The sequence below is a fragment of the Micromonospora sp. NPDC048040 genome, from assembly GCF_055587185.1.
Genome location: NZ_JBVJGT010000060.1, coordinates 20,859 through 41,609, shown reverse-complemented (window position 1 = coordinate 41,609; position 20,751 = coordinate 20,859). Strand labels below are relative to the sequence as shown.

The window sequence follows — 20,751 nt, the reverse complement described above, 5'->3', positions numbered from 1 at the left end:
CCCCCCCCCCCCCCCCCCCCCCCCCCCCCCCCCCCCCCCCCCCCCCCCCCCCCCCCCCCCCCCCCCCCCCCCCCCCCCCCCCCCCCCCCCCCACGGTCGGTCGGGTCAGAACACGGAGACGCCGTACTTGCTGAGCGCCTCGGTGACGGGCTGGAAGAAGGTGGTGCCGCCGGTGCGGCAGTTGCCGCTGCCGCCCGAGGTCAGGCCGAGCGCGATGCTGCCGGAGTAGAGCGGGCCGCCGCTGTCGCCGGGCTCGGCGCAGACGTTGGTGGCGATCATGCCCCGCACGGTGCCCTCGGCGTACCGGACGGTGGCGTTGAGGCCGGTGACCGTGCCGCTGTGGGTGCCGGTGGTGCTGCCCCGCCGGGTCACCTGCTGGCCGACGGACGCGTTCCCGGCGGCGGTGATGTCCTGCGAGCCCACCGAGCCGTCGATCGCGATCGAGGTGTTGGTGTAGCGGACGATGCCGTAGTCGTTGCCCGGGAAGCTGGTGCCGGTGCGGTCGCCGAGCTTGGTGCTCTGGGCCGAGTTGGCGTACCAGGCGGAGACCACGTCGGTGCAGTGCCCGGCGGTGAGGAAGTAGTAGGTGCTGCCGCTGCGCACGTTGAAGCCGAGCGAGCAGCGGTAGCCACCGCCGTAGATGGCGTCGCCGCCGGAGGTCCGCATGCTGAGCGTGCCGGCGAGCGGGGTGACGCGGGCCGTGCCGCCAGTGGCGGCCACCGCGGCGTGGATGCGGGCCAGCTGGGCGGCGCCGACCGTGCTGTCCACGCCGACGACCACCTGGTTGCTGACCGGGTCGACCCAGAGGGCGGTGCCGGTGACGCCCAGGTCCACCCGGGTCTGCGCGGCTTCCAGGGCGCGGGTGCTGTGGGTGACCAGGCGGGCGACGCCGCCGGCGGCGCGGACCGTGGCGGCGGCGGCCTCGTCGGTGACGGCGACGACCGTACGCCCCGAGGCGGCGTCCACGTAGGAGCCGGCGGTGCGGTCGGGACCGAGGCCGGCGGCGAGGCCGGACGCTCCGTCGGCGGTCAGGACGGCGGGCGCGGCGTGGGCCGGCGACACGGCCATGGTGGCGCCGAGGCAGGCGACGGCGACGGCGGACATCACGCCACGTCGAGTGAGTCTCACGCGTACCTCCGGGGAGGGCTGGACCGGCTCGCTGCCGATCGATGTGCACATATTCACATCGATCAACGGCAACGTAAAGGGGGTGGCGCGGGGTTGTTCGCCGGCTGTCCGCCCGCGGTGCGCCGGGGCGTCGACCGGGTGCCTCGTGCCGTGTCGGCCGCTGGCCGGCGGCGACCCGGTCGACTAGCGTGCGCTCATGTCATCGACGCTGACCGAATCGACGGATCCGTGGTGCCTCCGCGACGGGGAGAGCGTCGCCCTGCTGCGCGACCACCCGTGGCGGCGCTTCGCGGTGCTCGGCGACAGCGTGGCCGAAGGGCTCTGCGAGCCCGTCGACGGCTATCCCGAGGTGCAGTGGGCGGACCGCGTCGCCGCCGAGCTGCGGGCCGTCCGGCCGGAGCTGGCGTACCTGAACGTGGGGCTGCGCGGGCTGCGGGCGCACGAGGTGCGCGCCACCCAGCTCGCCCCGGCGCTGGCGTTCCGCCCCGACCTGGCGCTGGTCGTGTGCGGCGGCAACGACGCCTTCCACCCGGCGTACGACGCGGACGCCGTCGACGCGGAGCTGACGGCGATGATCGAGGCGTTGCGGGCGGCGGGGGCCGACGTGATCACCGTCGGCATGTTCGACGTCTCGCACAGCCCGGCGGTGCCCGAGCGGCACCGAGCCGGCCTGGCCGAGCGGATGCGGCGGCTCTCCGCGCACACCGGCGCGCTCGCGGAGCGGCTCGGCACCCTGCACGTGCGGCTCACCGACCACCCGCTCACCGCCGACCCGTCGATCTACAGCAGCGACGGCCGGCACGGCAGCGCCCGCAGCGACGCCATCGCCGCCGCCGAGACCGTCCGCCGCCTCGGCGCCCACCTCACGACCGCCAGAAGCGCGGACGGGGCAGCTCGGTAAGGGCCCCCGCGGCTGCTGTCCCTCGCCCCTGTCAGGCGGGCTGGCTCACCGACTCCCGGGTCGCCGTCGCGGCGGTACGCCGGATCATGCGGGGCGTGACCCTCCGGTAGGCGCGCGGGTCGACGGGCAGCAGCCACTGGCGGGCGCGGGCCAGCGGGCCGAGGTTGAGCCCGAGATCGTCGAGCACCTCGTCGATGTTGTGCATCGAGAACGGGATGATGCTCGTGCCGCGGGCGTGCTGCCCGTTGGTCCGCGCCGCCATCCAGGCCAGCCGCGTACGCACCTGCTCCCGCATCCGCTCCCTGGACGGCAGCGGGATCCCGCCCCGCAGGTGCGCGGCCGTCCAGACCGCTGCCATCTCGGCACTCAGCGGGCTGAAGAACGAGGAGTTGTAGCCGGCGAAGGTCAGGTGCGGGACGTCGACCGGCAGGATCTGGCGGTGGAGCATGAAGTTGCCCTCGTCGTCTTCGAGCCGGGCGTGCAGGGCGGCGTCGAAGAAGGGCACGCGCTGCCGGAACCCGGTGCCGCAGATGACCAGGTCGACGGGAAGCACCGTGCCGTCCGCGAGCCGGGCCGCCGGCCGCCCCTCGTCGACCAGGAGTTCGCTGATCTGACGATCGCGGTGGACGCTGATCCGACCGTCGGCGACCCGCTCGAAGAAGCCGTCCGTCGCGAGGCTGACGGTGCTCCGCGCGATGTCCTCGAAGGTCCCGTTCGGCACGAGACCCAGCTCGCGCAGCTTGAGCTGCCGGGTCGCGACCGACCCCACGCTGTCGAGCATGCCGCGCCGCAGACCGTTGCCCGGGCCGTGCAGGAACCGCTCGAAGCCCTTCACGCGGATGTACCGGAACAGCGCCTCACCCATCCGGGTGAGCAGAAGGTACTTGTAGTTGACCGCTCCGCCGAGCTTCCTGGGCATCTTCCACAGCAGTTGGCGGGCGACGACGTGGGTCCGCGCGGCGACGTCGCTCAGCGGGACCGCCACGTCGCAGGACGACTTGCCGTACCCGACGACGAGGACGTGCTTTCCCCGCGCCGCCTCGAGATCGTGGAACTCCCCGCAGGCCAGAACACGTCCACCCGCGGCCACGAAGTCCGCACGCCCCTCGAAGGGCGGGATGAACGGCTCGGAGAAGATGCCGTTGGCGACGACGAGGTGGTCGTACCGCTCCCAGGTCGCGGGGTCCCGCCCACCCGTCGGTCGTGACGCGATCAGCCACGCGGTCTCGTCGTCCACGAGTTTCGCGGCGACGACCTCCGTGGCGAGGCGCAGGGCGGGGCGGAGCCCGAACCGGTCCACGTAGCTCTCGACGTACTGCTGGACCTGCTCGCCCGACGGCCACTGCGGGTAGTGCGCGGGCATCGGCAGGTCGGAGAGGTGGTAGGTGCCCTTGTTGTTCTGGGTACGGAGACCGGGGTATCTCCGGGTGCTGCTCCAGACGCCTCCGACGTCGGGCGCCTTCTCGAACACGGAGACCTCGAAGCCACTCTGCCGCAGCACCTTCGCTGCGCTCAGGCCGGCGAATCCAGCACCGACGACGGCGATCCTCATGGCGAACCTCCACAGACTCCGCGACCCGTTGACGAAAGCCGCGACAGCGGGGCGCCGGCGGCAATCGCACGCTAACGAGCACGACGGCAGGGCTGCTATCCGCTGGACGCGCGCGGCGTCCGCTTCGCGCAACCGGGGCGAAGCCCTTCCCGGCGACCCGGGTGTCGGGTTTGGAGCACGCCTCTGCTGATCACCCTGCCCCCGGTCCTAATCTCGACACAGCAGGGCGTCTCGGCGCAGGGCCGCCGGTCCGGGCGAACCGATGGTTCCGCGCGCGTCACCGGCGATGCACAGCCGCCCGGCCCCATCAGGAGGTGCCAGATGGCTGCCACGACGGTCCGGACGGACGACATCGAGCACGCCCGCACGGAGGTCGGTCGCGTCTTCTGTCCGCACCGGCTCACGCCCCAGCCGGGCGTCCACACCGTCCGCCTGCGGATGACGGCCCGCCGGTCGGGCGGCGTGGGCGTCGTCGACCTCGACTACGCGCGGGCGGTGCGGATCCAGCCCGGCGCGCTGGAGACCTTCTACCTCGTACAGATTCCCCGTGGCGGCAAGGCGGAGGTCCGGCACGCCGAACGTACCGTGACCTCCACGCCCGACATCGCCTCCGTCCTCTCTCCCTACGACGCCTCGGACATGCACTGGTCGGAGGCGTCTCCGCACCGGATCTTCTACGCCGACCGGCAGACGGTCGACCGGGAACTCGCACGACTGCTGGGCCGACCGGTGGACGGCCAGGTCCACTTCGACGTCGGCATGACCATGAGCACGCCCGCGGCGGTGGCCTGGGCCCGCGGGGTGGACTTCCTCGCCGAGGAGCTGTCCCAGCCGAAGGGCGCCTCCCTCCTCGACCACCCACAGGTCGTCAACCGCTTCGAGCAGGCGCTCATCGGCAAGCTGTTGCTGACCCACCGCCACACCTACACCGACCTGCTCGCCGAGCCGGCGAGGCACCCGGCACCCGGGCGCCTCGTCCGACGCGCCTGCGCACTGATGACGGAGCACCACGGCGAGGCACTGACGGTCGGCGACGTCGCGGAGGCACTGCGGGTGAGCGTACGGACGCTGCAGGACTGCTTCCGCCGCGAGCTGCAGACCACCCCGATGGCGTACCTGCGCGCCCGCCGGCTCGACGCGGTCCACGCCGCGCTGCGCGCGGCCGGGCCCGGAACGTCCGTCACGACCGTCGCCCTCGACCACGGATTCGCCCACCTCAGCCGCTTCGCCGGCGAGTACCGCTCCCGATTCGGGGAGTCGCCTTCCACCACCCTCCGTCGCTGACCACGCCCCGCCGGACAGCTCAGCTGAGCTGGGCCAGCGTCTCGGTGATGTTGTGCTCGACGATGGCGAGCATGCCGGCCCGGTCCGGGAAGTCGCCGTCGAGCAGGCGCAGCGGACCCGCCACCAGCGACAGGTGCAGCGCGAGCCGGTAGAGACGCAGCCGGTGCCCGTCGAGTCCCGGCACGGCCAACGCGGGATAGGCGTCGCCGAAGCGCAGTTCGAGGAAGGCGTGCTCCCACTCCACGTCGAGGAACGTGGCGCCCTCGATGTCGACCAGCACCGGACGGTCCCGGTCGTCGACGAGCACATGGTCCGGGCCGAGTTCACCGTGGACCAGGCCGTACCGCGCACGGGGCGGCACGGCGGCACACCGCGCGGCGAGGGCGTCGGCGAGGCGCTGCCGCACGGCAGCGATCCGCCCGACCCGGGCGGCGGCCTCGGCCAGGTCACGCAGCGCCCGATCGAGCACGACCCGCTCCACCGGCCAGTCCGGTGCCGGCCCGTCGAGGCCCGGCCTGCCGTACCGGTCGCACCGCCGGGCATGCATGCTCCGGACGGCGTCGCCGAGCCGGGCCAGCACCGCCTCGGCGCGTCGCGGATCGCGCCGGCGTAGGTCCTGCAGGGTGCCGCCCCGAACGTCCTGCACCACCGCCACGTCGCCGGGCAGCAGACTTCCGGTGCGGTCGAGCAGCAGCAGCCGGGGCACCCGCACCCCGGCGGCGGTGAACTGCCGGTGCGCCGCCTCGAACAGCCCGGCCCCGGTGGCGTGCCCGAACAGGTCGTCGGGCTCGGTCGCCGGCCGCGCCGGCCAGTAGTTCTCCCCCGCATGCCACACGTACGCGACGACCGTGGACCCGTCGTCCAGCCTCAACCGGTAGACGCCCTTCTTCGTGCCGCCGGTCAGCCGCGCGACCGAGACCAACTCCCGGCCGCGCCCGCAGGCCACCCGCGCCACCGGGCGCAACTCGTCCACCGTCAACCCCACCCGCGCCTCGCCCACCCTGGTGATCCTGCCCTGGTCCCGCCCGGCTGGGCAGCGCGCTTCCGGTGGGTGGACCTGTGGCGGTACAAATTGGAGCTCGGCATCGTCCGACGGGAGGTTGAGGGTGTCGCCGGACGCGTCCTGGCTGCAGTGGTTGGTGATCGTGGCGGCACTGGTGCAGAGCGTGGCGGCAGTGATCCAAGTGTTACAGGGACGCCGGCGATCCGGGAACCACGACGGATCCGCGAGGCCACCCGTGCCCGTCGACGACGCGATGCGCAGCGGCGTGGTTACCATCGTCCTCGGGCTCATGGCGATCTACGCCACACCCCGAATCGTGGCGAAGGGCCTCGACCACGAGGCCGAGAACCTGTACGAGATCGTTCTCATCATCGTCGTTGTGGCTGGCCCGTTGGCTGCCATCGCCACGATCGGGTTGGCACTCGGAAGGGTGTTCAAGAACGACGAGACACCGACCGAGTTGCTCGTCCACTCCCTCACCGCCATAGCGGCAACCGGGGTGCTGATCATGGAGGTCGCCCTGATCACCGGCTCGGCGACAGCGCAGACAACGCCTCAGCCGGCCGTCACCGCGGTGAGCGAGCTACCCCATGCGTGCCAGGCTCCGGATCCCGCCACGATCTCCAGGTTCCAGATGAAGCGGATCGGAGACTACGAGAACTCCGTCGTGGTCAGCTGTAGCTGGACGACACGTCCGGATGGCTGGCCGCGCAGCTCCACCGTCCGTCTCGTCTACGATCTGCGGTCGTCGTACCACGTCAGAGGCAGGAAGGTCACCGTGGCTGGCGCGTCCGACGCGATCGAGGCTCGCGGCTCGGGTTGCACGGTGGCGTGGAAGACGTCGTTCGGACACATCTCCATCAACGCGACCGGCCTCCTCGAGGAGGACGTGGACGCATGCGTACACGCACGCGACATGGTCGATGCGTTGGTGGCACAGACGCCGCGCTGAGCGCCCGCGCAGGGGCGGGCAATCTGCCGGTCAGGTAGCTGCTCGACGGCCTGGGCCACGGCGCGTCAGCGTCGGCGGTCGACAGCCCGACCGACGCGGGCGAGCGCGGTGGGACAGCCGCGCCGGACACCCGGTGCCTGACGCGCGGCCGAGCGCGGTGGGACGGCGGGCACCCCGACCGTCCCACCGCGCCGGTGCGGTGGGTCAGTCGACCACCAGGAGGCCGGAGAGGAGAACGCCGCGGGCCAGGTTGAGCACCCCGTCGCAGCCGGGGAAGCCGGTGCGGATGCAGGCGCCGGCGGCCCGGCGGCCGAACAGGTACGGGGCGATGCTGTACGGCACCTCGGCGCTGACCGTCTCGCCGGTCTCGATGTGCACGAAGTCCAGCGGGACGTCGTCGGCCTTCACGTACTCCTGGAGGATGAAGCCGCCCCGCTCGACGGCCCGGTTCAGCCCGTCCCGCCACGTGTCGGCGTCGGTCTCCCGGCCGATCAGCACGTCCACCCCGGCGGAGCCGTCGGCCGGCTTCGCCACCAGGCCGGGCCGGTCGGCCACCGCCCGGTCGAGCAGGTCGGCGGTCAGCGACCAGGTCCGCGGCACGTACCGCTGGACCAGGTTCCGGTCCGCCGGCGCCAGCGCGTCGGCGTCCTCCCAGAGCCAGGCGAAGGCCCGCTTGTTGGCGATCAGCCAGGCCGCCGCCGACACCCACATCGGCACCGTTCCGGCCGCCAGCCCCGCCTCCAGGGCGTCCACCCCGGCGCTCGGGGTGACCCGGTTGGGCACGAAGAGGCGGAACACCCCGTCGACCGGGGCGCCGTCGGCGACCAGCCGTTTCCCGTCGTCGAGGGTCACCTGGGAGACCGGCGCGATGACCAGGTCCATGCCGGACGCGGCGGCCCGCTCGACGACCGGCGACAGCAGCCGGAAGAACCGCTGCGGGTCGTCCAGGCCGGGGTACTCGGCGTCGAAGTCGATCAGCATGGCGACCCGGGCGCCCTCGGGCAGGCCGAGCCCGGCGCGGATCGCCGCGAACCGCTGGTCCACCGCCGAGGGTGCCGCCGCCAGGCGGATCCGCTCGGTGAGGCCGCGCCGCCGGTAGACGTCGACGAAGCGGCGCACCGTGGTGTCCGCGTCGAACGCCCCGCCGAGGCTGCTGTCGATGTTGTACTCCACGAACCGGGGCACCCCGTCGGAGAGCAGCACGTCCGGCCGGAACGCGTCCAGCAGTGCCTCGGTCAGCGGCTCGTCGTCGTCGAGCAGCCGGGTCTCGCCGTCGGGCACGTTCAGCAGCCGGCGCAGCTCCCCCGCCGTGCCGGCCCGCCGCCGGCACGCCTCGAAGACGAGCTGGGCGAGGCGGTCGGAGACGGCGTTGAGCACGCCGAGCGAGGTCTCGTCCATCACCGGCGGCCGGGCCAGCCGCCACTGCTTGTTGTACGTGGCCCGGCCGTCGAAGATCTCCCGCCAGGACTCCGCCCCGGCGGCCACCATCTCGGCGCGGATCGGTGCGGGCAGGTCGAGCCACGCCCGCGCGGCGGAGGGCCAGCGGTAGTCAGCGTCGGTCATACATCAGTCCTTCATCACGTGTTGGATGGCGGCCAGGAGTTGCTCGCGGCTGGGCTGCACGGCCCGGTCGAGCGCCGGGGCGAACGGCAGCACCGCGCCGTCGGGGCGGGTGACCCGGCGCGGCGGGGCGACCAGGCGCACCCGCTCGACCATGGTCGCGATGATCTCCCCGGCGATGCCGCAGGAGCGGTTGGAGTCGTCCACCACGACCAGCCGCCCGGTGCGCGACACCGACTCGGCGAGTGAGTCCCAGTCGAACGGGTACAGCGTGCGGGGGTCGAACACCTCCACCGACACCTGGTCGGCCAGCTCGTCGGCGACCGCGAGGGCGTCGTGCACCAGGTGCCCGACCGCGACCACGGTCACGTCGTCGCCGAAGCGGCGCACCCGGCCCCGGCCGAGCGGCACCGGCGCCAGCGCGGCGAGGTCCACGTCGTCGCGGACGTCGAGCGCCCCGGCCGGGGCGAAAACCACCACCGGGTCGTCGCACCGCACCGCCGACACCAGCAGCCCGTACGCGTCGGCCGGGGTGGCCGGCACCACGGTGGTCACCCCGACGTGGGCGAAGAGGCTGTACGGGTGGTCGGAGTGCTGGCCCGCCCAGCCCGTCCGGGAGCCGGAGCCGGGCACCAGGTAGGTGACCGGTGCGGCGCACTGCCCGCCGGTCATCAGCGGGAACTTGTGCGCGTGGTTGACGATCTGCTCGAAGACCAGGAACAGCAGCGACGGGATCTGGAACTCGACGACCGGCCGCATCCCGGCCAGGGCCGCCCCCGTGGCGAAGCTGGTGAACGCCTGCTCCGACAGCGGGGTGTCGAGCACCCGCTCGGGGCCGAACCGCTTGAACAGCCCGGCCGTGACGTTCGAGGCGGCCACCCGGATGTCCTCGCCGAGCAGGAACACCGACTCGTCGCGGGCCAACTCGTCGGCGAGGGCCCGGGTGAGCGCCTTGCGGTAGGACAGCCTGGGCATCTACCCACCTCCGGTGCGGGCGGTCAGCCCGCTGGCGTACAGGTGCGCCAGGGCGTCGGCCGGGTCCGGCTCTCCGCTGGCGAGGGCGAACTCGACGGCCGCGTCCAGCGTCGCTTCGACCTCGGCGTCGACCTCGGCCCGCGCGTCGGCGGGCAGCCGCCCGCCCTGGATGTCCACCGGGTCCCGGGCCCGGCCCCGGGCCACCTCGTCGGGCGGGCGGTAGTCGAGGCGTACCGCGTGCTCGAAGGTGTGGTGGGCGTCGAACCGGTAGGTGCGGGCCTCGATCAGCTCGGGGCCGCCGCCGGCGCGCATCCGGTCGACGGCGGCGGCCGCGGCGTCGCGTACCGCCTCGGGGTCCTGGCCGTCCACGACGGCGGCCGGGATGCCGAACGCGGCGGCGCGGCCGGGGATGCTGCCGGCGACCGCGCCCGCGACGGGCATGGTGGTGGCATAGCCGTTGTTCTCGCAGACGAACAGCACCGGCACCCGCCACAGCGCGGCCAGGTTGAACGCCTCCAGCAGCATCCCCTCGTTGACCGCGCCGTCGCCGAAGAAGCTCACCCCGACGACGTCGTCGCCGCGCCGTCGGCGCGCCCACACGGCGCCGGTGATGATCGCCCCGGACGCGCCGACGATGGCGTTGGCGCCGAGCACGCCGACGCCGAAGTCGGCGGCGTGCATCGAGCCGCCCCGGCCGGCGTTGAGGCCGGTGACCCGGCCGCACAGCTCGGCGAGCATCCGGGCCGGGTCGGCGCCCTTGGCGAGCACGTGCCCGTGCCCCCGGTGGGTGCCGGCGACGACGTCGTCGGCACCCAGGGCGGCGCACACCCCGGCGGCGATCCCCTCCTGCCCGAGGTACGGGTGGATGCCGCCGACGACGTGCCCGGAGCGGACCAGCTCGACGGCCCGCTCCTCGAACCGGCGGATCAGCCGTACCGTCCGGTAGAGCCGGACCGGGTCGGCGTCGGTCACCGCTCGCGCCCCTCCTTGACGGCGGCGAGGATGTCGTCCCAGAGCTTCGCCCGGGCGGCGAGCGCGGTGTTGACGGTGTCGGCGCACTCCTGCCACTTGGTGTCGTCGTCGCCGCACAGGTCGGCGAGCATCTGCATCGCCATCGGGGTGTGCTGCTCGCCGTCGACCTCGATGTGCCGCTCCAGGTAGTCGACGAACTTGTGCAGCTTGCGGCTGCGCTCGTTGACGGCGACGACCTGGGCGAACATGTCGGGGATCAGGTCCTCCCGGCCGAAGGCGAACGCCGCCGCCTGGCAGTGCACGGGGGTGTCCTCGATGATCCGCCAGGTGGTGCCGGCGAACGCCGTGGACGGCGCGGGCACGCCGGCGTCGACCAGCGCCTCGGCCACCGGCCGGCCCGCCCGCAGCAGGTCGATCAGCCTCTCCACGGCCGTGGTGTCGGCGCCGGCCTCCCGCATGCCCTGCACGTACAGCTCGAAGTGGCTGATGTAGCCGTCGCCCAGCTCGTCGCTCTCCTCCACCATCACGATGTCGTTGATCAGGCGGCGGCTGCCGGTCGGCCCGGTCGGGATCCACGGCACGGTGACGCAGGTGAGCTGCCGCTGCAACGACTTCAGCAGGGACATGAAGTCCCACACGGCGAAGACGTGGTGCTCCATGAAGGTGACCAGCGCCTCGTGGGTGTCGAGGTTGGCGTAGAGCGGGTGCCGGACCACCACGTCGCGGCGGTCGGTCACCGCCTTCTCCAGCCGCTCGATGCCCGGGTGCGTCTTTCCCCAGTCGTACCGTGACATGTCAGCCTCCTTGCTTGGCGCGGTCGCGCCAGATGACCGGGCAGTATTCGGGGTCCGCGTAGTCCGGCCGCCCGTCGGGGGTGCGGCGGACCAGCACGTCGTGGTTGTACGCGGCGAGCGTGCCGTCGGAGAGCGGATACTCCCGCCAGGCGTTGTCGCCGTCCTGCAGGTGCAGCGAGATCGCCCGGCGCGGGCGGCCGCTGACGTTGGCGCCGCTGCCGTGGTAGGTGCGGCAGTGGTGGAAGCTCACGTGTCCCTTGGGGATCACCATCGGCACCTTGCGGATCCCGGCGCCGTTGTGGGCCGCGTTCGCGGCGAGCATCTCCTCCAACTGGTCGCGGTCGCGGTCGGCGAAGTGGCGCACCACCGTGTCGTCCGCGCCGACCTCCTGCCAGCGGTGCGAGCCGTCGACCATGGTGATGGTGCCCATCTCCTCCCCGCAGTCGTGGAACGGGATGAACGCGGTGAGCATGTTCTCCGACGACGACGACGCCCAGTAGTGCTTGTCGAAGTGCCAGGGCACGATGTTGGACGGCTCGCCGGAGATCGGCGGCTTGTAGATCAGCGTGGACTGGAAGACGCGGATCTCGGTGGCCCGCGCGAGCCGGGCGGCGACCGCGCCGACGAGCGGCTTGCGCAGGATCGCCCCCAGCCCGTCGTGCTCGTGGTGGACGTAGTCGTTGTGCCGCTGCACCGCGCCCTTCGACGGCTCCCAGTAGGCGAGCTTCGGCGGGCGCACCGGCAGGCGGCGGTCCCGCTCGCCGTCGTAGTAGCGGTCGGCGGCCGCCGTGAGGGCGTCCACCTCGTCGTCGGTGAACAGCTTTTTCGACAGGTACCAGCCGTGCTCGGCGTAGAAGGCGACGTCCTCGTCGGACGGGAGCAGCGCCTCCTCCTCGGCGGTGAGTGTCGGCTCGAACTCGGTCGTGGTCACGCCCGCACCTCCTGCGGTGTCACGGCCGCGACGGCGGGGGTCGCCCCCGCCGCGGCCAGTTCCCGTTCCTTGGCCTCGTAGAGCGCCTTGATGTTGCCGCTGCCGAACGTCCGGGCCCCGCGCCGCTCGATCAGCTCCAGGAAGAGCGTGCGGCGCACGTGCATGGACTCGGTGAAGATCTGCAGCAGCTGCCCGCCGTGGTCGCGGTCGACCAGCACACCGAGGTCACGCAGCCGGTCCAGCGGCGCGTCCACCCGGCCGACCCGTGCCTCGAGGGTGTCGTAGTAGCTGCCGGGGGTGCCGGCGAAGCGCACCCCCCGGCCGGCGAGGGTGCCGACGGCGGTGACGATGTCGTCGGTGCGCAGCCCGAGGTGCTGCACCCCGGCGCCGGCGTGCTGGTCGAGGAAGGCGTCGATCTGCCCCGGCCGGCGGCTGCGGTCCGGCTCCAGCAGCACCAGGGTGACCCGCCCCGACGGGCTCTGCACCACCTTGGAGTTCATCGCCTGCCCGGCGACCTCGATGTGCTCCTCGAAGATCTCCGCGAACCCGAACACCTCCCGGTAGTGCCGGACGGTCTCGTCGAGCTGACCCGGCGGCACGCAGACCGCCAGGTGGTCGATCTCGGCGAGCAGCTTGTCGTCGCTGCCGCCGGCCGGGGGCGTCGACTCGACCGCCCCGGGCAGGAACTCGGTCCGGTCGCCGCGCCGCGACACCAGGCGGTGCAGCACGTCGCCGAAGCCGCCCACCTCGGCGGTCACCACCTCGGCGGCCGGCCCGGTCCAGGTGGTCGGCGGCGTCACCCCCGCCGCCCCGCGGCCCACCAGCTCGGCGTACGCGCCGGCGGCGTCGTCGACCTCCAGCGCGACCACGGCGATACCGTCGCCGTGCCGCTGCACGTACCGGGACGCCGGGTGCTCGGCGGTGAGCCCGGAGGTCAGCACCATCCGGATGTCGGCGTGGCACAGCAGCAGCGACCGCTGGTCGGCCAGCCCGGTCTCGGGACCGCCCTGGCCGCAGAGGTGGAAGCCGACCGCCCGGCCGAAGTAGAAGGCCGCCTGCCGGGCGTCCCCCACGTAGAGTTCGATGTGGTCTATCCCACGGATGTCCATGTCCTCAGCCCTTTCCACGGGTCCCCCGTGGTCTGCCGCCCGGGCGCGCCCCGCCCGGGGGTGGAGCCTGTCTCAGGCCCTCGGCCGGGCGGCCCGCGCGAGCAGCAGGCTCACGTTCTGGCCGCCGAAGCCGAAGGAGTTGGTCAGCGCGTACCCGGTGTCCGTCGCCCGCGGCTCCTTGCGGATGTGGTCCGCCGGGCAGGCCGGGTCCGGGTCGTCGAGGTTGTGCGTCGGCGGGAGCAGGCCCCGGCCGAGTGCCAGCGCGGTGGCCGCCGTCTCCAGCACCCCGGAGGCGCCGAGCAGGTGGCCGGTGAGCGCCTTGGTGGAGCTGACCGGGACGCCGCCGTCGCCGAACACCTCGGCCAGGGCGGTGGTCTCGGCGATGTCGCCGAGCTTCGTGCCGGTGCCGTGCGCGTTGACGTAGCCGACCCGCGCGGCGGGCACGCCGCCGCTGGCCAGCGCGCGCCGCATGCACTCCGCCGCGCCGGCGCCGTCGGGCCGCGGGGCGGTCGGGTGGTACGCGTCGGTGGTCGCCCCGTACCCGGCGACCTCGGCGTAGCCGGTGACGCCCCGGGCGGCGGCGTGCTCGGCGCGTTCCAGCACCAGCAGGGCCGCGCCCTCGGCGAGGACGAACCCGTTGCGCCGGGCGTCGAACGGCCGGCTCGCCGCCGTCGGGTCGGCCCAGCCCCGGGCCAGCGCCCGGGCGTTGCCGAAGGTGTCGGCGAACGTCGGGAACAGCGGCGCCTCGCTGGCCCCGCACAGCACCACGTCGGCCTCCCCGGCGCGGATCAGCCGGACGGCGTCGGCGACCGACTGGGCGCCGGAGGCGCAGGCGGTGCCGACCGAGGAGGTGTAGCCGCGGATGCCGTGCGCGATGGCGATCCGCGCCGCCGGCATGTTCGGCAGGATTCCGGTGAGCAGGTACGGGCTGACGGCGGCGCGGCCCCGCTCGGCCCGGGCCAGCACCTGCGCCTCCAGGGTGGACATCCCGCCGACCCCGCCGACGATCACCCCGATCCGGCCCGGGTCCACGTCCCGGCCCACCTCGATGCCGGCGTCGGCGAGCGCGTCGGCGGCGGCGAGCAGGGCGAGCACGACGATCCGGTCCAGCACCCGGGTCTCCGGCCCGGAGGCGACGGTGCGCGGATCGATCTCCGGGAGCAGGCCGGCGACCTCCAGCGACCCGGCGGCGGGGTGCCCGGCCGGCGGCCGGGTCAGCCCGGACCTCCCGGTGCGGAGCGCGTCGAACGTCGCCGCGACGCCCCGGCCGACGGGGGTGAACAGCCCCATCCCGGTGATGACGGCGGTCATGACGACGCCTCGGTGGGATAGCGCTCCCGCAGGGCCACCTTGCGCACCTTGCCGGTGACGGTGACCGGGATGTCGGCGGGCCGCACCGGCACCACCCGGCGCAGGGTCGCGCCGACGTCCGGCCCGAGGGCCGCCCGGACCCGCGCGGTGCGGTCCTCGGCGTCGTCGGCGCCGGCGGCGAGTTCCAGCAGCACGTCGGTGACCACCCGGCCGGCCTCGGCGACGATCACCACCGTGCAGTCGGTGACGTCGGGGCAGGCGGCGAGGATCCGCTCCTCCGACAGCGCGGTGTAGAACCGCCGGCCGTCGCCCACGTCGACCGAGTCGACGGCCCGGTCCAGGTGGTAGTAGCGGCCCTCGTCGTCGGCGTACACCAGGTCGCCGGTGAGGTACCAGCCGCGCCGGCGGGAGCGGTGGGTGGTGACCGAGTCGTTCCAGTAGCCGCGGAACAGCGACGGCGAGTCGATGCCGAGCCAGCCCACCTCGCCGGTCGGCACCGGCTCGCCCGCGGCGTCGAGCACGGCGACCCGGGCGAACCGGTAGGGGCGGCCGATGCAGCGGCCGTACCGGTCGGTGTCGGTGCGGTGGGTGATGTGGAACATCGAGTGGCCCATCTCGCTGGAGCCGAGCCCGTCGATGAAGACCGAGCCGGGCACCCGGGTGATCCCGTCGCGGGTCACCACGTCCCGGGAGCCGACCGCGACCAGCCGGCGCACGTGCGGCTCGTGCGAGCAGTCGCCGGTGTTGAACCACAGCGACACCGACTCCAGGTCGTACGCGGACAGGTCGAAGCGGGCCAGTTCCGCCCACGTGACGGAGAAGCCGAACACCCCGTCGGGGCGCCAGCGCTGGATCGCGTCCAGCACCCGCTCGCCGCCCTGGTCGGACAGCAGGAACATCTCCGCCCGGTTGCCGAGGGCCTGGTTGACCATGAGCACGGTGGCGGTGTGCGGTGCGGGCAGCGCGTTGAGGATGCGGCTGGTGCCCTGCGCCTGCGGCATGGCGAGCAGGTGCCGGGTGGCGGCGAAGAGGCTCGCGTGCGAGTGCAGGACCGCCTTCGGCACCCCGGTGGTGCCGGAGGTGTGGGTGATGACGACCGGGTCGTCGGCGTGGTGCCGGTAGTGCGCCGGCGCGGCGGCCGGGTCGCCCGTGCCCGCCTCGGCGGGGGTGCCGATCACCGGCACGCCGAGGTCGCGCCCGGCCAGCAGCGCGGTGTGCGCGTCGTCGGCGAGCACCCCGACGCCGCGCAGCCGGCGGATGTACTCGGCGGCGATCTCCGGGCGCAGCCTGCCGTTCATCAGCGCCGGGATCGCGCCGAGCCGGGTCAGCGCGAGGTAGCTGAGCACCATGTCGGCGGCGGTGGTGGCCCAGACGGCCACCGGGTCGCGCGGTGTGATCCCCCGCTCGTGCAGCCACGCGGCGCGGGCGGCGACCCGCTCGTCGAGCCGGCCCAGCGTGAGCGGCAGCTCGGCCGGGTGGCCGTCCACGGCGGTGTCGAAGGTGAGCCCCGGCCCCTGCGGGTCGGCGCCGTGCGCCAGCACCCGGGACAGCACGTTGCCGGCGCCGATCCCGTCGTCCGCGGCCAGCGTCCCACGTAGTCCCCTGGTCCTCATGGGCTGTCTCCTCCCCCCAGCAGCACCGCGACGGCCCGGGTGCCGGGCTCCCCGCCCGGGCCCCGCGCACCGCCGTCGTCCGGTGCCTGTTCGATCAGGACCAGCAACGCCCGGTCGGCGTCACCGTCGTGCAGCAGCAGGTCGACCTCGGCGATCCCCTCGTCGCGCGGGTCCCCGGTCGGCGCGAGGCAGACCACGGGCCCGCCCAGCCCCCAGCGGGCGGCCACGTGCCCGGCCACGCTGTTGGGCACCGACTGGAAGAAGAACAGCGGCCCGGGCCGGCCGCCGGCGGCGACCGTGGCGCGCACCTGCGCCGCGCTGGCCCGGTCCCCCGCCGCGCTGGCCAGCACGACCGCGGTCCGCTCCCCGTCGGGCGCGGGTCGCCCGTCGTACGCCCGGGTCAGGCAGCGCTCGGCGACCGCCGCGACCAGGGGCGGGAAGCTGGAGTGCACGAACCCGGGCAGCGGCGGCGGCGCGCCGTCGCCCGGCTCGGGCCAGGCCGCCTCGGACAGCACGGTGAGGCGACCGGTGGCGACTGCCTGGCCGCCGTCCGAGCGCACGCCGTCGGAGCGCGTGTCGTCCGGGCGCGTGCCGTCGGTGCCGGCGGGCCCGCTTCCGGCGTTCATGCGGCGCCCACCAGCAGGGCGGTGTTCGCGCCGCCGAAGGCGGCGTTGAGGCTCAGCGCGTACCCGGTGGCGGCCGGCCGGGGCGCGTCGCGGATGACGTCGACCGGGCAGGCCGGGTCGGGGCCGAGCCAGCCGGCGTTGACGGGCAGCTTCCCGTGCCGCAGCGCGAGCACGGTGACCACCAGTTCCAGCAGGCCGGAGGCCTCCAGGGCGTGCCCGTGCAGCGCCTTGGTGGAGCTGACCGGGGTCCGCGCCGCCGCCGCGCCGAGCGCCACGCGCAGCGCCGCCGCCTCGGAGGCGTCGCTGTAGCCGGTGCCGGTGGCGTTGGCGTTGACGTACCCGATCGCCTCCGCCGCCAGCCCGGCGCGGCGCAGCGCCGCGGCGACCGCGCGGGCCAGGCCGCGCCCGCCCGGCTCCGGTTGGCAGGGGTGGAACGCGTCCCCGGCCCGGCCCCATCCGAGCAGGTCGGCCACCGACGCCCGGGCGACGGCCGTCGACTCCAGCACCACCGCGGCGATCCCGTCGCCGAGCAGCAGCCCGGTGCGGCCGGCGCTGAACGGGCGCACCGCGCCGTCGGTGGCGAGGGCGCGGCCGGCGTCGAAGAGCGCGTACTGGTCCGGCTCGACCAGGTAGCCGGCCGCGACCACCGCCCGCTCGACGTCGCCCCGCCGGATCAGGGCCGCGGCGTCGGCCACCGCACTGCTGGCCGAGACGCAGGCGGTGGTGTACGCCCGGGTCGGGCCCGTGAGCCCGGTCCGCGCGGCCAGGCCGGTGGTCAGCGCCGGCACGCCCGCGCCGCCGTGCACGGCCAGCAGCAGCGCCGTGCCGGCCCGGCGGCCGGCGTCGAGCCCGGCGGCCCGGCAGGCGGCGTCGACCGCCTCGGCCAGCTCGTCGGCCAGGTCGCCGACGTCGGGCAGGGTGGCGGCGGCGTCGACCCGACGCGACGCCGTGTCGAAGCGCTCCACCGGCCGGAACGCGGGCGTTCCGGCCAGGACGCCGGTGAGCTGCGCGTCGGGTCCCCTGCCGAGCGCGCTGGTCGCGTGGACGCCGGTGAGCTGGACGGCGGCCCGTTCAGCCATCGGCGGGGGCGGTCAGGGAGGTTCGGAAGACCGCCAGGGCGTCGTCGACGGTACGGATGCCGGCGAGCTGGTCGTCGGTGAGGTCGAGCCGCCGGTCGTAGCGCTGCTCGACGAGGTGCACCAGCCAGGCCAGTTCCATCGAGCCGATCCGGTCGCCGACCTCGGCGGCCGGCTTCCCGGTGAGTTCGGCGAGCATGGTCACCAGGTCAGCTCGCCCCAGGTCGGGCTGACCGGCCATCAGGAGTTGTCGCTCGTCGCCCCGGCGACCCGGTCGGCGACCATCGTCGTGAACTCGCCGACCGTCATCAGGGCCAGCTTCTCCGACTCGTCGTCGGCGAACTTCAGGCCGTAGCGGTCCTCCACCCGCACGGCCAGGTCGGCGAGGGCCAACGACTCCAGGTCCACCCCGGACGGCCCGAGGGTGGTCTCGTCGTCGATGCCCTCGACGTCGTAGTTCATGTCCTCGAGCTGCTCGACGACGAAGGCGCGGATCTCGGCTCGCATGGTTAACCTCTCTCCGTGAGCCAGTTACCGGTGCCCGGTCGGGACACCGTGTACGTGTGGGTCGGCCGGGGGGACGGCGGTCCGCCGATCCCGGCCGGGCGGCTGCTGCGGCGGGCGGGTGCCACGCTGCTCGGCCGCGCGGAGGCGCAGATCGTGGTGGGCCACGGCCCGGACGGGCGGCCGTTCGTCGGCGCGTCCGACGGGGGCCCACGGATGGTGCTGCCGGTCAGCGTGAGCCGCGCCGACCGGGTGGTCGTGGTCGCCGCCCGCGTGGCCGGCCCGGTCGGGGTCGACGTGGAGCGGTCCCGGCCGCTGCCCGCCCTGGCGCTGGCCCGGCGGTGGTACGCCCCGGCCGAGGCGGCGTGGCTGGCCGGGCGGCCCGCCGGCGGCCGGGCGGCGGACTTCCTGCGGTTGTGGACCGCGAAGGAGGCGGTGGGCAAGGCGCTCGGGATGGGGCTGCGCGACGGCGGCCTGCGCCGGCGGATGCCCGTGCCCACCGCTGCCGGCGCGCCCCGGCGCGCGGGCACGGCGCGGCCGGTGGGCGGCGGCGAGCTGCGGCCGGTGCCCGGCGTGGCGGGCCTGCGCGTCGGGCACCCGCCGGTCGGCGGGGGCCTCGTCGTGGCGGTCGCGGTGGTCGGCACCGACGCGCCGCCGGTCGAGGTGGTGGAGGTCCAGGTGGACGGGGACGGGACGGTCGGGGCGGCGCGGCGGACCGGTCACGTCGCCGCCGCCCGGAGCGCGTCGACCGAGCGGACCAGCTTGCCGGTCGTGGTGCGGGGCAGCTGATCCAGCAGGTGCAGGGTGCGCGGTCGCTTGTAGCCGGCCAGCCGCTCGGCGAGCAGCTTGTCCAGCACCTCCTCCGACAGCGGCCCGTCCGGCTGCACGTACGCGGTGATGCCGTTGTCCCAGACGACCACGGCGGCGGCGACGCCGGGCAGCCCGGCGACGGTCGTCTCCACCTCGGTGAGGTCGACCTTCAGGCCGCCGACGGAGACCTGCGAGTCGAGCCGCCCGCGCACGGTGACCAGCCCGGTGCCGGGGTCGACGGTGCCGGCGTCGCGGGTGTGCAGCCAGCCGTCGGCCCAGCGGGTCGGGTCGCTCAGCCCGACGTACGGCGACGCGGGGCAGCTGACCTGGAGTTCGCCGGCGACCTCGCGGACCTCGATGCCGGGGGCGGGGGCGATCGACGGGCGGTGCCGCCCGTACAGGTCGGTGCCGATGACGCCGACCTCGGTCATCCCGTACATGTTGCCCAGCGGCACGCCGTGGCGGTCGGTGAAGGCGCGGGCGACGGCGGCCGGGACCAGCTCGCCGCCGGTGGTCATCCGCTTGAACTGCGGCAGCGGCCCGGCGGGCCGGGTGGAGGCGAGCAGTCCGATGTGGAACGGCACGCCGAGCACGGTGGCCGGCGTGTCGTCGGCGGCGATCGCGGCCAGCACGGCGTCGCCGCTGAGCCGCTCCGGCGGCACCAGCTCGACGCCGGCGTGCAGGCCGTAGAGCAGGCCGCCGACCAGGCCGAGCACGTGCACCATCGACGGCAGCAGGATGATCCGTTCGCCGGGCAGCGCCACCCCGTCGATGCGGGTGTAGCGGTGCACCTCGGCGACGAGGTCGTCGGCGGTGCGACCGATCACCTTGGACGGTCCGGTGGAGCCTGAGCTGAGCTGGATCACCGCGTGCCCGCTGACCGCGGGGCGGTCGGCGTACGGGGTGACGCCCTCGGTGACGTCGACGAAGATGCGCAGCGCCCCGCCGCCGCTGCGCACCGGGGCCACGACCACCTGCGGGGTGAGCCGCTCCAGCGCCCGGTCCACCTCGTGGTCGGTGAGGCGGTGGTCGAGCAGGACGGCCTGCGCCCCGGTGCGCCAGGTGGCCAGCAGGTTCACCACGTACGCCAGTGACGGCGGCAGGCGGAGCGCGGCGGCCCCGCCCGGGCGCAGTCCGGCGGCGGCGAGACGGGTCTGCGCATCGGCGACCAATTGCCGCAACGTGCCCCGCTCCACCGGTTCCGGAAGTCGTAGACAAATGTCGTTCGCAGGCCCTGCGAGCAACACGTCGTCGACCCATTCCGGGGTCCCTGCCGCAGGATTTTCCGTCGGACGATCCATGCTCACCGCCGTCCACCGCCCAGCCTGAAATAGGGCGAGTACGCCCAAAGGGTGCATCTTTCGGGGTGCTGCCGGAACACTACGACAGCCGCGAGAACCATTACTAGATGCAAATGGCTAGATCAAAAAAAGCGGCTGGCCGGATTGCAGACCCTCGATCGGACAGGCAGTATCGAGCGCGTACGGCAGCGCGCCGCTCACCACGGGTGAGGTGCGTCCGCAGATCGGCGCCGGCCCACCGCCCGTCCGCACGGCACGCAGGCCCACCGGTCGGGTGGCGCCTCACCTGGCGACGGGACCCCGGCGACCACCCGGGGGCCCGCCTACGCGCAGGCGTCCGGGACCTGCC

Annotated in this window: 20 protein-coding genes; 4 read left to right on the top strand and 16 right to left on the bottom strand. The window is 74.3% G+C overall.

Features of this window, described 5'->3' with window-relative positions:
* Positions 1 to 105 precede the first annotated feature (105 nt).
* Positions 106 to 1,128, bottom strand: a complete 1,023-nt coding sequence (locus ACZ6O2_RS31570; RefSeq protein ID WP_466025471.1) for a S1 family peptidase — start codon at positions 1,126 to 1,128, stop codon at positions 106 to 108.
* A 196-nt stretch (positions 1,129 to 1,324) separates the two neighbouring features.
* Between ACZ6O2_RS31570 and ACZ6O2_RS31565 the strand changes: the two genes are divergently transcribed.
* Positions 1,325 to 2,029: an SGNH/GDSL hydrolase family protein gene (locus ACZ6O2_RS31565; RefSeq protein WP_466025470.1), complete on the top strand. Its 705-nt coding sequence runs from the start codon at positions 1,325 to 1,327 to the stop codon at positions 2,027 to 2,029.
* A 31-nt stretch (positions 2,030 to 2,060) separates the two neighbouring features.
* Here ACZ6O2_RS31565 and ACZ6O2_RS31560 read toward each other — a convergent pair whose 3' ends face one another.
* Complete coding sequence (locus ACZ6O2_RS31560) at positions 2,061 to 3,581, bottom strand: flavin-containing monooxygenase (protein ID WP_466025469.1); 1,521 nt, start codon at positions 3,579 to 3,581, stop codon at positions 2,061 to 2,063.
* A gap of 321 nt (positions 3,582 to 3,902) precedes the next feature.
* Here ACZ6O2_RS31560 and ACZ6O2_RS31555 point away from each other — a divergent pair, with 321 nt between their 5' ends.
* Complete coding sequence (locus ACZ6O2_RS31555) at positions 3,903 to 4,865, top strand: AraC family transcriptional regulator (protein WP_466025468.1); 963 nt, start codon at positions 3,903 to 3,905, stop codon at positions 4,863 to 4,865.
* A gap of 19 nt (positions 4,866 to 4,884) precedes the next feature.
* Here ACZ6O2_RS31555 and ACZ6O2_RS31550 read toward each other — a convergent pair whose 3' ends face one another.
* The gene (locus ACZ6O2_RS31550) at positions 4,885 to 5,865 is read right to left on the bottom strand and encodes a phosphotransferase family protein (RefSeq protein ID WP_466025467.1); all 981 of its coding nucleotides are present in this window, start codon (positions 5,863 to 5,865) and stop codon (positions 4,885 to 4,887) included.
* A 106-nt stretch (positions 5,866 to 5,971) separates the two neighbouring features.
* On the opposite strand from ACZ6O2_RS31550, the gene ACZ6O2_RS31545 reads away from it, so the two are divergent.
* On the top strand, positions 5,972 to 6,820 hold the full coding sequence (locus ACZ6O2_RS31545) for a hypothetical protein (RefSeq protein ID WP_466025466.1): 849 nt from the start codon (positions 5,972 to 5,974) through the stop codon (positions 6,818 to 6,820).
* A gap of 204 nt (positions 6,821 to 7,024) precedes the next feature.
* Here ACZ6O2_RS31545 and ACZ6O2_RS31540 read toward each other — a convergent pair whose 3' ends face one another.
* From ACZ6O2_RS31540 to ACZ6O2_RS31485, 12 genes are all read right to left on the bottom strand, one after another.
* On the bottom strand, positions 7,025 to 8,383 hold the full coding sequence (locus ACZ6O2_RS31540; RefSeq protein WP_466025465.1) for an ATP-grasp domain-containing protein: 1,359 nt from the start codon (positions 8,381 to 8,383) through the stop codon (positions 7,025 to 7,027).
* Between the two features lie 3 nt (positions 8,384 to 8,386).
* The gene (locus ACZ6O2_RS31535; RefSeq protein WP_350707511.1) at positions 8,387 to 9,355 is read right to left on the bottom strand and encodes an alpha-ketoacid dehydrogenase subunit beta; all 969 of its coding nucleotides are present in this window, start codon (positions 9,353 to 9,355) and stop codon (positions 8,387 to 8,389) included.
* Entirely contained in the window at positions 9,356 to 10,327 is a 972-nt protein-coding gene (locus tag ACZ6O2_RS31530; protein WP_466025464.1) for a thiamine pyrophosphate-dependent dehydrogenase E1 component subunit alpha, read from the bottom strand.
* On the bottom strand, positions 10,324 to 11,121 hold the full coding sequence (locus tag ACZ6O2_RS31525; RefSeq protein WP_350707508.1) for a DUF3050 domain-containing protein: 798 nt from the start codon (positions 11,119 to 11,121) through the stop codon (positions 10,324 to 10,326). Before ACZ6O2_RS31525 ends, ACZ6O2_RS31530 begins: the two co-directional genes overlap by 4 nt.
* Position 11,122: 1 nt before the next feature.
* The gene (locus ACZ6O2_RS31520) at positions 11,123 to 12,052 is read right to left on the bottom strand and encodes a phytanoyl-CoA dioxygenase family protein (RefSeq protein WP_350707506.1); all 930 of its coding nucleotides are present in this window, start codon (positions 12,050 to 12,052) and stop codon (positions 11,123 to 11,125) included.
* Positions 12,049 to 13,161, bottom strand: coding sequence for a 4-hydroxyphenylpyruvate dioxygenase (hppD, locus tag ACZ6O2_RS31515; RefSeq protein WP_466025463.1), 1,113 nt, complete (start codon positions 13,159 to 13,161; stop codon positions 12,049 to 12,051). The genes ACZ6O2_RS31520 and hppD overlap by 4 nt, the downstream gene beginning before the upstream one ends.
* 72 nt (positions 13,162 to 13,233) lie before the next feature.
* Positions 13,234 to 14,472, bottom strand: coding sequence for a beta-ketoacyl-[acyl-carrier-protein] synthase family protein (locus tag ACZ6O2_RS31510; RefSeq protein WP_466025462.1), 1,239 nt, complete (start codon positions 14,470 to 14,472; stop codon positions 13,234 to 13,236).
* Positions 14,469 to 16,085 carry a class I adenylate-forming enzyme family protein gene (locus ACZ6O2_RS31505; RefSeq protein ID WP_466025461.1) on the bottom strand — a complete coding sequence of 539 codons (1,617 nt, stop codon included), beginning with the start codon at positions 16,083 to 16,085 and terminating at the stop codon, positions 14,469 to 14,471. Before ACZ6O2_RS31505 ends, ACZ6O2_RS31510 begins: the two co-directional genes overlap by 4 nt.
* Complete coding sequence (locus ACZ6O2_RS31500) at positions 16,082 to 16,711, bottom strand: beta-ketoacyl synthase chain length factor (RefSeq protein WP_466025460.1); 630 nt, start codon at positions 16,709 to 16,711, stop codon at positions 16,082 to 16,084. The genes ACZ6O2_RS31505 and ACZ6O2_RS31500 overlap by 4 nt, the downstream gene beginning before the upstream one ends.
* Positions 16,708 to 17,790, bottom strand: coding sequence for a beta-ketoacyl synthase N-terminal-like domain-containing protein (locus ACZ6O2_RS31495; RefSeq protein WP_466025459.1), 1,083 nt, complete (start codon positions 17,788 to 17,790; stop codon positions 16,708 to 16,710). Before ACZ6O2_RS31495 ends, ACZ6O2_RS31500 begins: the two co-directional genes overlap by 4 nt.
* On the bottom strand, positions 17,783 to 18,028 hold the full coding sequence (locus ACZ6O2_RS31490; protein WP_350707497.1) for an acyl carrier protein: 246 nt from the start codon (positions 18,026 to 18,028) through the stop codon (positions 17,783 to 17,785). Before ACZ6O2_RS31490 ends, ACZ6O2_RS31495 begins: the two co-directional genes overlap by 8 nt.
* Positions 18,028 to 18,294 carry an acyl carrier protein gene (locus ACZ6O2_RS31485; protein ID WP_350685991.1) on the bottom strand — a complete coding sequence of 89 codons (267 nt, stop codon included), beginning with the start codon at positions 18,292 to 18,294 and terminating at the stop codon, positions 18,028 to 18,030. The genes ACZ6O2_RS31490 and ACZ6O2_RS31485 overlap by 1 nt, the downstream gene beginning before the upstream one ends.
* 15 nt (positions 18,295 to 18,309) lie before the next feature.
* Here ACZ6O2_RS31485 and ACZ6O2_RS31480 point away from each other — a divergent pair, with 15 nt between their 5' ends.
* A complete protein-coding gene (locus ACZ6O2_RS31480) occupies positions 18,310 to 19,080 on the top strand; it encodes a 4'-phosphopantetheinyl transferase family protein (RefSeq protein WP_466025458.1) in 771 nt (256 codons plus the stop codon).
* Here ACZ6O2_RS31480 and ACZ6O2_RS31475 read toward each other — a convergent pair.
* A complete protein-coding gene (locus ACZ6O2_RS31475; RefSeq protein ID WP_466025457.1) occupies positions 19,011 to 20,402 on the bottom strand; it encodes a class I adenylate-forming enzyme family protein in 1,392 nt (463 codons plus the stop codon). The two genes, ACZ6O2_RS31480 and ACZ6O2_RS31475, sit on opposite strands and share 70 nt — an antisense overlap.
* Positions 20,403 to 20,751 lie beyond the last annotated feature (349 nt).

Coding starts and splice junctions, on each gene's coding strand:
- ACZ6O2_RS31565 (WP_466025470.1), top strand. CDS start 1,325: ATGTCATCGACGCTGACCGAATCGACGGATCCGTGGTGCCTCCGCGAC.
- ACZ6O2_RS31560 (WP_466025469.1), bottom strand. CDS start 3,581: ATGAGGATCGCCGTCGTCGGTGCTGGATTCGCCGGCCTGAGCGCAGCG.
- ACZ6O2_RS31555 (WP_466025468.1), top strand. CDS start 3,903: ATGGCTGCCACGACGGTCCGGACGGACGACATCGAGCACGCCCGCACG.
- ACZ6O2_RS31540 (WP_466025465.1), bottom strand. CDS start 8,383: ATGACCGACGCTGACTACCGCTGGCCCTCCGCCGCGCGGGCGTGGCTC.
- ACZ6O2_RS31535 (WP_350707511.1), bottom strand. CDS start 9,355: ATGCCCAGGCTGTCCTACCGCAAGGCGCTCACCCGGGCCCTCGCCGAC.
- ACZ6O2_RS31525 (WP_350707508.1), bottom strand. CDS start 11,121: ATGTCACGGTACGACTGGGGAAAGACGCACCCGGGCATCGAGCGGCTG.
- hppD (WP_466025463.1), bottom strand. CDS start 13,161: ATGGACATCCGTGGGATAGACCACATCGAACTCTACGTGGGGGACGCC.
- ACZ6O2_RS31510 (WP_466025462.1), bottom strand. CDS start 14,472: ATGACCGCCGTCATCACCGGGATGGGGCTGTTCACCCCCGTCGGCCGG.
- ACZ6O2_RS31505 (WP_466025461.1), bottom strand. CDS start 16,085: ATGAGGACCAGGGGACTACGTGGGACGCTGGCCGCGGACGACGGGATC.
- ACZ6O2_RS31500 (WP_466025460.1), bottom strand. CDS start 16,711: ATGAACGCCGGAAGCGGGCCCGCCGGCACCGACGGCACGCGCCCGGAC.
- ACZ6O2_RS31495 (WP_466025459.1), bottom strand. CDS start 17,790: ATGGCTGAACGGGCCGCCGTCCAGCTCACCGGCGTCCACGCGACCAGC.
- ACZ6O2_RS31490 (WP_350707497.1), bottom strand. CDS start 18,028: ATGGCCGGTCAGCCCGACCTGGGGCGAGCTGACCTGGTGACCATGCTC.
- ACZ6O2_RS31485 (WP_350685991.1), bottom strand. CDS start 18,294: ATGCGAGCCGAGATCCGCGCCTTCGTCGTCGAGCAGCTCGAGGACATG.
- ACZ6O2_RS31475 (WP_466025457.1), bottom strand. CDS start 20,402: ATGGATCGTCCGACGGAAAATCCTGCGGCAGGGACCCCGGAATGGGTC.